Origin of the sequence: Rhizobacter sp. (assembly GCF_032229685.1) — a bacterium.
In the GTDB taxonomy this organism is placed as follows: Bacteria; Pseudomonadota; Gammaproteobacteria; order Burkholderiales; family Burkholderiaceae_C; genus LMDS01.
Window position 1 is genome coordinate 1 of sequence record NZ_JAVTWP010000023.1, and the last position, 9,726, is coordinate 9,726.

Here is a 9,726-nt window from a genome sequence, read left to right on the forward strand (position 1 = left end):
GTGAAGGTGGCCGCACCGTCGGCGCCGGCGTCGTGGCAAAGATCATCGAGTAAGGAAGATCCGAAGGGGCGTAGCTCAATTGGCAGAGCGCTGGTCTCCAAAACCAGAGGTTGGGGGTTCGATGCCCTCCGCCCCTGCCAGATCCCGGGTCTGAAGAGGCCGGCGTCTGGCGACCACAGCGGCCCGCGAACGCACTCAAAAGCGCTTGCGGGCCTTGCTGTCAGAGGCGGCGCCACCTTGGCGGGGCCCCTTCGGCAGATTGAAACAGTGAACACACATGGCGAACCCACCACAAGTCGAAACCATCTCCACCGGCGCTGACAAGCTCAAGCTCGCGGTGGCTGCGGTGCTGGTCGTCGCCGGGGTCGGGGCGTTCTATGCGCTCGGCAAGCAGGACCTGTGGCTGCGCGTCGTGGCCCTGGTCGTGCTGTTCGCGGCGGCGGTGGCCACGTTCTTCACGGCGGAGTCGGGCAAGCAGCTGATCGCCTACGGCCGCGACTCGGTGCGTGAAGTGCGCAAGGTCGTCTGGCCGACGCGCAAGGAAGCGCTGCAGATGACGGGCTACGTCTTCGCTTTCGTGTTCGTGATGGCGCTCTTCCTGTGGATGACCGACAAGACGCTCGAGTGGTTGCTGTACGACCTGATCCTGGGCTGGAAGCGTTGAAGCGCTTCGAGGGAAATCGCCATGACTGAAGAACTCAACACGCCCGAAGTGACCGCTGCCACGGTGGCCCCGGCCACCAACAAGCGTTGGTACGTGGTGCATGCCTATTCAGGCATGGAAAAAGCCGTCGAACGCAACCTGCGCGAGCGCATCGACCGCTCCGAAATGCAGGACAAGTTCGGCCGCATCCTGGTGCCGATGGAAGAAGTGGTCGAGCTCAAGAACGGCAAGAAGTCGGTCAGCGAGCGTCGCTTCTTCCCCGGCTACGTGCTGGTCGAGATGGAAATGGCCGACGACAGCTGGCACCTGGTGAAGCACACCAGCAAGGTCACGGGTTTCGTGGGCGGTGCGAAGAACCGGCCGTCGCCGATCTCTGAAGCCGAAGTGCTGAAGATCGTGCACCAGATGCAAGAGGGCGTCGAGAAGCCCCGGCCCAAGGTGCAATGGGAAGTGGGCGAACTCGTGCGCATCAAGGAAGGCCCGTTCACCGACTTCAATGGCGCCGTCGAAGACGTCAACTACGACAAGTCGAAGGTGCGCGTGGCGGTCACGATCTTCGGCCGCGCCACCCCGGTCGAGCTCGACTTCGCGCAGGTCGAGAAGGTCTGAGCCACAGAAATCGGCCCTGGTGATGGGGCCGGGCACCGCAAGGTGTTCGTTCATCACCCGTTGCTGCTGGTGACGAGACACCGGCAAGAGGAGCCAAGGTAACCAGCCCTTGGCGTTTGAACTCAACAACCCTCGACGCGAGCTGATCGCCGAGCGGGTTGCATTGGAGAGTGAAGATGGCAAAGAAAATTGTCGGCTACATCAAGCTGCAAGTCCCGGCGGGCAAGGCAAACCCGTCGCCCCCGATCGGCCCGGCGCTCGGCCAGCGCGGTCTGAACATCATGGAGTTCTGCAAGGCGTTCAACGCCCAGACCTCCAGCATGGAACCCGGCCTCGTGCTGCCGGTCGTGATCACCGCCTTCGCGGACAAGTCGTTCACGTTCATCCTGAAGACGCCCCCGGCCACGGTGCTGATCAAGAAGGCGCTCAAGCTCGACAAGGGTTCGCCGAAGCCGCACACCGACAAGGTCGGCAAGCTCACGCGCGCGCAAGTCGAAGACATCGCCAAGATCAAGCTGAAAGACCTGACCGGCGCCGACCTCGACGCCGCCGTTCGCACCATCGCCGGCACCGCCCGCTCGATGGGCATCACCGTGGAAGGAGTGGTCTGACATGGCTGCTTTGACAAAACGCCAGAAGGCTGTCGCCGGCAAAGTCGACAGCAACAAGCTCTACCCCGTCGACAACGCCCTCGCCATCGTCAAGGAATGCGCGACCGCGAAGTTCGATGAGTCGATCGACGTGGCGGTGCAGCTCGGCATCGACGCGAAGAAGTCCGACCAGGTCGTGCGTGGCGCCGTCGTGCTGCCCAACGGCACCGGCAAGACCAAGCGCGTGGCCGTGTTCGCCCAGGGTGCCAAGGCCGAAGATGCCAAGGCCGCGGGCGCCGACATCGTCGGCATGGAAGACCTCGCCGAGCAGATCAAGGCCGGCAACATGGACTTCGACGTCGTGATCGCTTCGCCCGACACGATGCGCATCGTCGGTACGCTCGGCCAGATCCTGGGCCCGCGCGGCCTGATGCCGAACCCGAAGGTCGGCACGGTCACGCCCGACGTGGCCCAGGCCGTGCGCAACGCCAAGGCCGGCCAGGTGCAGTTCCGCGTCGACAAGGGCGGGATCATCCACGCCACGATCGGCCGCCGGTCGTTCGAGTCCGACAAGCTGGTGGGCAACCTGCGCGCGCTGATCGAGGCCCTGAACAAGGCCAAGCCGGCTTCGAGCAAGGGCATCTACCTGCGCAAGGTCGCGCTGTCTTCGACGATGGGCGTGGGCGCCCGGGTCGAAATCGCGTCGATCAACGCGTCGGCGACGGCCGGGTAATGTGAATCGAAGGTCGGCACGAGTCTGGTGCTGGCCTGAAGAGTTTGGTGGACTGCGCCAGCCGCAAGGCGAACGCAGGTCATCCAAGACCGCTGGTGCGGCCCTTCGTGGCCACTTAATGGAAGGCTTGGCGCGGCCTCAGAACCGCGCCGGCAACAAGCCAGCGCAGATGGCGGTTCCACCGAAAAGGAATGATCAATTCCAGTTCGGTTGTTTCGCTGAACCTTAGGGTGGTCGGACGTCGGCAACGACCGAAGACCACATGTTGTGAGGAGTAGACCTTGAGTCTCAACAAGAGCGAGAAGCAGACCGTGGTGGCGGATGTGTCGGCCCAGGTGGCCCGATCGCAGACGCTGGCGCTGGCTGAATACCGTGGCCTCACCGTGGAACACTTGAACGTGCTGCGCAAGCAGGCGCGCGACAAGGGTGTGTACCTTCATGTCCTGAAGAACACGCTCGCCCGTCGCGCCGTTGCCGGCACACCGTTCGAAGTGGCCTCGGCGACCATGGTCGGCCCGCTGATCTACGGCTTTTCCGAAGACGCTGTCGCCGCGGCCAAAGTCATTGCCGACTTTGCCAAGGGCAACGACAAGCTGGTCATCACGGGTGGCGCCTACGCAGGCAAGGCTCTGGACGCTGACGGGGTGAAAGCCCTGGCCTCGGTTCCGAGCAAGGAAGTGCTGCTGGCGCAATTGCTCGGCCTGATGCAGTCGCCGGTGTCGCGCATGGCGCGAGTGCTGGCGGCCATTGCCGAGAAGCGTGCCGAAGCGGCTGCAGCTCCGGCAGCAGAAGCAGCGCCCGCCGCCTGATCGACCGATCTTTGCAATCAATCAACTGAACTGGAAATCAAAATGGCATTCGATAAAGACGCATTCCTGACCGCCCTCGACAGCATGTCGGTGATGGACCTCAACGACCTGGTCAAGGCCATCGAAACGAAATTCGGCGTGTCGGCCGCCGCGATGGCGGCTCCGGCTGCCGGCGGCGGTGGTGGCGGCGCGGCCGCAGCGGCTGAAGAGCAGACCGAATTCAACGTGATGCTGCTCGAAGCCGGCGCCAACAAGGTGTCGGTCATCAAGGCCGTGCGCGAACTGACGGGCCTGGGCCTGAAGGAAGCCAAGGACCTGGTCGACGGCGCTCCGAAGGCCGTCAAGGAAGCCGTGGCCAAGGCCGATGCCGAAGCCGCGCTGAAGAAGCTGGTCGACGCCGGCGCCAAGGCCGAGATCAAGTAATTCGCCTCTGCGCACGGGGCTGGGGCCGGTTTCGGCACCCAGCCTTTTGTGCTTTCTCGGGCCGTCGCGTGCGATTGGCCCCATGAGAGCACTTGAAAGCACGAACCTCGACAATCGAGGGTTCTTTCAAGTGATTTCAAAAGCCCCCTGATCCGACTGCAGGGGGCGAGTTTGGTCGGGCCCTGGTGCAATGCCGGGGTTGTCCGCCAGCGGTTGGTAGTGGCCAACCACCAGACTTCGAATTGCCTTGCGACCGCAACCCGGCAGCGAGCGACAGTCGCCGACGAGAACGAAGCTCCGGCCGGGCCGAGTTCTCTGAGACGGAGTGAGAAACGACACATGGCGCAGCAACAAACCCCCTACAGCTACACCGAGCGCAAGCGGATCCGCAAGAGCTTCGGTAAACGCGAGAGTGTTCTCAACGTTCCCTATCTGCTGACGATGCAGAAAGAGTCCTACGTCGCGTTCCTGCAAAAGGACACGCCGCCGCAGAAACGCAAGCCCGAAGGCCTCCAGGCCGCCTTCCTTTCCGCCTTCCCGATCGTGTCGCACAACGGGTTCGTGGAGATGAAGTTCATCGAATTCAACATGGCCAAGCCCGCGTTCGACACGCGCGAGTGCCAGGTGCGTGGTCTCACCTACGCCGCCGCCGTGCGCGCGAAGCTGCAGATGATCATCTATGACCGTGAGAGCCCGCAGGCCAAGACGGTAAAGGAAATCAAGGAACAAGAGGTCTACATGGGCGAAGTGCCGCTCATGACCGACTACGGCTCGTTCATCGTCAACGGCACCGAGCGGGTGATCGTCTCGCAGCTGCACCGTTCGCCGGGCGTGTTCTTCGAGCACGACAAGGGCAAGACGCACTCCAGCGGCAAGCTGCTGTTCAGCGCCCGCATCATTCCGTACCGCGGCTCGTGGCTCGACTTCGAGTTCGACCCGAAGGACATCCTGTACTTCCGCGTCGACCGCCGCCGCAAGATGCCGGTGACGATCCTGCTGAAGGCGATCGGCCTGAACCCGGAATCGATCCTCGCGAACTTCTTCGTGTTCGACAATTTCCGCCTCATGGACTCGGGCGCTCAGCTCGAATTCGTGGCCGACCGCCTGCGCGGTGAAATCGCCCGCTTCGACATCACCGACAAGAACGGCAACGTCGTCGTCGAGAAAGACAAGCGCATCACCGCGCGCCACGTGCGCGCCATCGAACAGTCTGAAACGCAGTTCATCAGCGTGCCGGAAGACTACCTGCTGGGCCGCATGCTGGCCCGCAATGTGGTCGACACCGACACCGGCGAGATCCTGGCCAAGGCCAACGACGAGCTGACCGAAACGCTGCTGAAGAAGCTGCGCGTGGCCGGCATCAAGGAAATCCCCGCGCTCTACACCAACGAGCTCGACGAAGGCGCCTACATCTCGCAGACGCTGGCCGCCGACGAAACCGCCGACCAGCTGGCCGCGCGCGTGGCCATCTACCGCATGATGCGCCCCGGCGAGCCGCCGACCGAAGACGCGGTCGAAGCGCTGTTCCACCGCCTGTTCTACTCGGCAGACACCTACGACCTGTCGCGCGTCGGGCGCATGAAGTTCAACGCCCGTGTCGGCCGCGACGTGCCGGAAGGCGCGATGACGCTGAGCAACGAAGACATCCTCGACGTGGTGAAGATCCTCGTCGAGCTGCGCAACGGCCGCGGCGAAGTCGACGACATCGACCACCTCGGCAACCGCCGTGTGCGTTGCGTGGGCGAACTGGCCGAAAACCAGTATCGCTCGGGCCTCGCGCGCATCGAGAAGGCCGTGAAAGAACGCCTCGGCCAGGCCGAGACCGAAGCGCTGATGCCGCACGACCTGATCAACTCCAAGCCGATCTCGGCAGCCTTGAAGGAGTTCTTCGGTGCGTCGCAGCTGAGCCAGTTCATGGACCAGACCAACCCGCTTTCCGAGATCACGCACAAGCGCCGTGTCTCGGCTCTGGGCCCGGGCGGTCTGACCCGCGAACGCGCCGGCTTCGAAGTGCGTGACGTGCACGTCACGCACTACGGCCGCGTGTGCCCGATCGAAACGCCTGAAGGCCCGAACATCGGCCTGATCAACTCGCTCGCCCTGTACGCGCAACTCAACGAATACGGCTTCCTCGAGACGCCGTACCGCCGGGTGGCCGACGGCAAAGTGACGACGCAGATCGACTATCTGTCGGCGATCGAAGAAGGCAAGTACGTGATCGCGCAGGCTTCGGCCACGCTCGACAAGGAAGGCAAGCTGATCGACGAACTGGTCTCGGCCCGCGACAACGGCGAGTCGATCCTGACCTCGGCCGAGCGCATCCAGTACATGGACGTGGCGCCGACGCAGATCGTTTCGGTGGCCGCTTCGCTCGTGCCCTTCCTGGAGCACGACGACGCGAACCGCGCATTGATGGGCGCCAACATGCAGCGCCAGGCCGTGCCGACGCTGCGCCCCGAAAAGGCGCTCGTGGGTACCGGTGTCGAACGTGTCGCCGCGAAAGACTCGGGCACTGTGGTCGCTGCGAAGCGTGGCGGTGTCGTGGACTACGTCGACACCAACCGCATCGTGATCCGCGTCAACGACAAGGAAACGGTGGCCGGTGAAGTCGGCGTCGACATCTACAACCTGATCAAGTACCAGCGTTCCAACCAGAACACCAACATCCACCAGCGCCCGATCGTCAAGCGCGGTGACAAGGTGTCGGCCGAAGACATCATCGCCGACGGTGCTTCCACCGACATCGGCGAGCTGGCGCTGGGCCAGAACATGCTGGTCGGCTTCATGCCCTGGAACGGCTACAACTTCGAAGACTCGATCCTGATCAGCGAACGTGTGATCGCCGACGACCGCTACACCTCGATCCACATCGAAGAGCTGGTCGTGATGGCGCGCGACACCAAGCTGGGCTCGGAAGAAATCACCCGCGACATCCCGAACCTGAGCGAGCAGCAACTCGGCCGCCTCGACGAATCCGGCATCGTGTATGTCGGCGCCGAAGTGAACCCGGGCGACACGCTGGTCGGCAAGGTCACGCCCAAGGGCGAGACCACGCTGACGCCGGAAGAAAAGCTGCTGCGCGCGATTTTCGGCGAGAAGGCTTCCGACGTGAAAGACACGTCGCTGCGGGTCGACCAGGGCACCAACGGCACCGTGATCGACGTGCAGGTCTTCACCCGTGAAGGCATCCCGCGCGACAAGCGCGCCCAGCAGATCATCGACGACGAGCTGAAGCGCTACCGCCTCGACCTGAACGACCAGCTGCGCATCGTCGAGAGCGACGCCTTCGACCGGATCGAGAAGCTGCTGGTGGGCAAGCCCGCCAACGGCGGCCCGCAGAAGATCGCCAAGGGCACCGTGATCGACAAGGCGTACCTCGCCAGCGTCGAGAAGTACCACTGGTTCGACATCCGCCCCGCCGACGAGAACGTCGCCGGCCAGCTCGAGAGCGTGAAGAACTCGCTCGAGCAAACGCGCCACAGTTTCGACCTCGCGTTCGAAGAGAAGCGCAAGAAGCTGACGCAAGGCGACGAGCTGCCCGCGGGCGTGCTGAAGATGGTGAAGGTGTACCTGGCCGTCAAGCGCCGCCTGCAGCCTGGCGACAAGATGGCCGGCCGCCACGGCAACAAGGGTGTGGTCTCGAAGGTCGTTCCCGTCGAAGACATGCCCTACATGGCCGACGGCACGCCGTGCGACATCGTGCTCAACCCGCTGGGCGTGCCTTCGCGCATGAACGTGGGCCAGGTGCTCGAAGTGCACCTGGGCTGGGCCGGCAAGGGCATCGGCCAGCGCATCGGCGCCATGCTGCAAGAGCAGGTCAAGGTCGCCGAGATCCGCAAGTTCATGGACGAGCTCTACAACAAGTCGGGCGGCAAGACCGAGCGCCTCGACGAGTTGAGCGACGCCGAAGTGATCGAGATGGCCGGCAATCTGGTGAAGGGCGTGCCGTTCGCGACGCCGGTGTTCGACGGCGCTGCCGAAGAAGAAATCCGCGCGATGCTGAAGCTGGCCTACCCGGACGACATCGCCAAGGCCAAGGGCCTGACCGCGACGCGCACCCAGGCCACGCTGCACGACGGCCGCACCGGCGACGCTTTCGAGCGCCCCGTCACGGTCGGCTACATGCACGTGCTGAAGCTGCACCACCTGGTCGACGACAAGATGCACGCCCGTTCCACCGGCCCGTACTCGCTGGTCACGCAGCAACCGCTGGGCGGCAAGGCCCAGTTCGGCGGCCAGCGCTTCGGCGAAATGGAAGTGTGGGCACTCGAAGCCTACGGCGCGTCTTACGTGCTGCAGGAAATGCTGACCGTCAAGTCCGACGACGTGAACGGCCGCACCAAGGTGTACGAGAGCATCGTCAAGGGCGAACACGCCATCGAAGCCGGCATGCCGGAATCGTTCAATGTGCTGGTCAAGGAAATCCGTTCCTTGGGCATCGACATTGAACTCGAGCGCAACTAAGAAAGAAGGAAACAGACATGAAGGGTTTACTCGATCTGTTCCGCCAGTTCACTCCCGATGAGCATTTCGATGCCATCAAGATTGGCCTGGCCTCCCCCGAAAAAATTCGGTCCTGGTCCTTCGGCGAAGTCAAGAAGCCGGAAACCATCAACTACCGCACCTTCAAGCCGGAGCGTGACGGTCTCTTCTGCGCCAAGATCTTCGGGCCCATCAAGGACTACGAGTGCCTGTGCGGCAAGTACAAGCGCCTGAAGCACCGTGGCGTGATCTGCGAGAAGTGCGGCGTTGAAGTCACGCAGACCAAGGTGCGCCGCGAGCGCATGGGCCACATCGACCTGGCCGCGCCTTGCGCCCACATCTGGTTCCTGAAGTCGCTGCCGTCGCGTCTGGGCCTGGTGCTCGACATGACGCTGCGCGACATCGAGCGCGTGCTGTACTTCGAAGCCTACGTGGTCGTCGACCCCGGCATGACGCCGCTGAAGAAGTTCAGCATCATGTCCGAGGACGACTACGACGCGAAGCGCACCGAGTTCGGTGACGAGTTCGTTGCCCTGATGGGCGCCGAAGGCGTGCACAAGCTGCTGGCCGAGATCGACCTCGACGTCGAGATCGAGAAGCTGCGTGGCGACATGACCGGCTCCGAGCTCAAGGTCAAGAAGAATTCGCGTCGCCTGAAGGTGATGGAAGCCTTCAAGAAGTCGGGTATCAAGCCGCAGTGGATGGTGATGGAAGTGTTGCCGGTGCTGCCGCCGGACCTGCGCCCGCTGGTGCCGCTCGACGGTGGCCGTTTCGCGACCAGCGACCTGAACGACCTGTACCGCCGCGTCATCAACCGCAACAACCGCCTCGCGCGGCTGCTGGAATTGAAGGCCCCTGAAATCATCGTGCGCAACGAAAAGCGCATGCTGCAGGAAGCCGTCGACTCGCTGCTCGACAACGGGCGCCGCGGCAAGGCGATGACGGGCGCGAACAAGCGCGCGCTGAAGTCGCTGGCCGACATGATCAAGGGCAAGTGCGGCCGCTTCCGCCAGAACCTGCTGGGCAAGCGCGTCGACTACTCCGGCCGTTCGGTCATCGTGGTCGGCCCGACGCTCAAGCTGCACCAGTGCGGCCTGCCCAAGCTGATGGCGCTCGAGCTGTTCAAGCCCTTCATCTTCTCGCGCCTCGAGGCGATGGGCATCGCCACGACCATCAAGGCGGCGAAGAAGGAAGTCGAGTCCGGCACGCCGGTGGTCTGGGACATCCTCGAAGAAGTCATCAAGGAGCACCCGGTTCTTCTGAACCGCGCGCCGACGCTGCACCGCCTGGGCATTCAGGCGTTCGAGCCGGTGTTGATCGAAGGCAAGGCGATCCAGCTGCACCCGCTGGTCTGCGCGGCGTTCAACGCCGACTTCGACGGCGACCAGATGGCCGTGCACGTGCCGCTGTCGATCG

Annotated in this window: 8 protein-coding genes and 1 tRNA gene; all 9 read left to right on the forward strand. The window is 63.6% G+C overall.

The genetic code is table 11. The features are described 5' to 3' along the window. The first annotated feature begins 64 nt into the window (after positions 1-64). Positions 65-140: transfer RNA gene (locus AC30PD_RS09980), tRNA-Trp, on the forward strand. 137 nt (positions 141-277) lie between these two features. Further along, positions 278-664, forward strand: a complete 387-nt coding sequence (gene secE / locus AC30PD_RS09985; RefSeq protein WP_489535509.1) for a preprotein translocase subunit SecE — start codon at positions 278-280, stop codon at positions 662-664. 21 nt (positions 665-685) lie between these two features. Further along, positions 686-1,273 carry a transcription termination/antitermination protein NusG gene (gene nusG / locus AC30PD_RS09990; protein WP_489535510.1) on the forward strand — a complete coding sequence of 196 codons (588 nt, stop codon included), beginning with the start codon at positions 686-688 and terminating at the stop codon, positions 1,271-1,273. A 176-nt stretch (positions 1,274-1,449) separates the two neighbouring features. Further along, entirely contained in the window at positions 1,450-1,884 is a 435-nt protein-coding gene (gene rplK / locus AC30PD_RS09995) for a 50S ribosomal protein L11 (protein WP_489535511.1), read from the forward strand. Between the two features lies 1 nt (position 1,885). Further along, positions 1,886-2,596 (forward strand): 50S ribosomal protein L1, encoded by a 711-nt coding sequence (gene rplA / locus AC30PD_RS10000; protein ID WP_489535512.1) that lies wholly within the window; start codon positions 1,886-1,888, stop codon positions 2,594-2,596. A gap of 281 nt (positions 2,597-2,877) precedes the next feature. Then, positions 2,878-3,405: a 50S ribosomal protein L10 gene (gene rplJ / locus AC30PD_RS10005; RefSeq protein WP_489535513.1), complete on the forward strand. Its 528-nt coding sequence runs from the start codon at positions 2,878-2,880 to the stop codon at positions 3,403-3,405. A gap of 42 nt (positions 3,406-3,447) precedes the next feature. After that, positions 3,448-3,828 (forward strand): 50S ribosomal protein L7/L12, encoded by a 381-nt coding sequence (gene rplL, locus AC30PD_RS10010; RefSeq protein ID WP_489535514.1) that lies wholly within the window; start codon positions 3,448-3,450, stop codon positions 3,826-3,828. Between the two features lie 339 nt (positions 3,829-4,167). Continuing rightward, positions 4,168-8,292 carry a DNA-directed RNA polymerase subunit beta gene (rpoB, locus tag AC30PD_RS10015; protein WP_489535515.1) on the forward strand — a complete coding sequence of 1,375 codons (4,125 nt, stop codon included), beginning with the start codon at positions 4,168-4,170 and terminating at the stop codon, positions 8,290-8,292. Between the two features lie 17 nt (positions 8,293-8,309). Beyond that, positions 8,310-9,726 (forward strand): DNA-directed RNA polymerase subunit beta' (locus AC30PD_RS10020; protein ID WP_489535516.1); only part of this gene is annotated, 1,417 nt, incomplete at its 3' end.